Genomic DNA, 1,038 nt, shown 5'->3' on the forward strand with positions numbered 1-1,038 from the left:
GCTTTGTGGTCAAGTCCTCGGCCTATTAGTACCGGTCAGCTCCACACCTCACGATGCTTCCACCTCCGGCCTATCAACCCAGTCGTCTCCTGGGAGCCTTACCCTGTTTCCAGGTGGGAGACCTCATCTCAAGGCAGGCTTCCCGCTTAGATGCTTTCAGCGGTTATCCCTCCCGAACGTAGCCAACCAGCCGTGCTCTTGGCAGAACAACTGGCACACCAGAGGTTCGTCCGTCCCGGTCCTCTCGTACTAGGGACAGCCCCTTTCAAGTCTCCTGCGCGCGCAGCGGATAGGGACCGAACTGTCTCGCGACGTTCTAAACCCAGCTCGCGTACCGCTTTAATGGGCGAACAGCCCAACCCTTGGGACCTACTCCAGCCCCAGGATGCGACGAGCCGACATCGAGGTGCCAAACCATCCCGTCGATATGGACTCTTGGGGAAGATCAGCCTGTTATCCCCGGGGTACCTTTTAGCCGTTGAGCGACGGCGCTTCCACATGCCACCGCCGGATCACTAGTCCCAGCTTTCGCTCCTGCTCGACCTGTCGGTCTCACAGTCAAGCTCCCTTGTGCACTTACACTCAACACCTGATTGCCAACCAGGCTGAGGGAACCTTTGGGCGCCTCCGTTACCCTTTAGGAGGCAACCGCCCCAGTTAAACTACCCACCAGACACTGTCCCCCACCCGGATACACGGGCGCGGGTTAGACATCCAAAACGACCAGAGTGGTATTTCACCAATGACTCCACCCGAACTAGCGTCCGAGCTTCACCGTCTCCCACCTATCCTACACAAGCCGTCCCAAACACCAATGTCAAGCTGTAGTGAAGGTCCCGGGGTCTTTCCGTCCTGCTGCGCGTAACGAGCATCTTTACTCGTAGTGCAATTTCGCCGGGTCTGTGGTTGAGACAGCGGGGAAGTCGTTACGCCATTCGTGCAGGTCGGAACTTACCCGACAAGGAATTTCGCTACCTTAGGATGGTTATAGTTACCACCGCCGTTTACCGGCGCTTAAGTTCTCAGCTTCGCACGCCC

Annotated in this window: 1 rRNA gene; it reads right to left on the reverse strand. The window is 57.6% G+C overall.

The window, feature by feature from the left end:
• Nucleotides 1-5 precede the first annotated feature (5 nt).
• A 23S ribosomal RNA gene (locus AB0O34_RS37035) occupies nucleotides 6-1,038 on the reverse strand; the annotation flags it as partial.

Source organism: Sphaerisporangium sp. NPDC088356, from assembly GCF_040685555.1.
In the GTDB taxonomy this organism is placed as follows: Bacteria; Actinomycetota; Actinomycetes; order Streptosporangiales; family Streptosporangiaceae; genus Sphaerisporangium.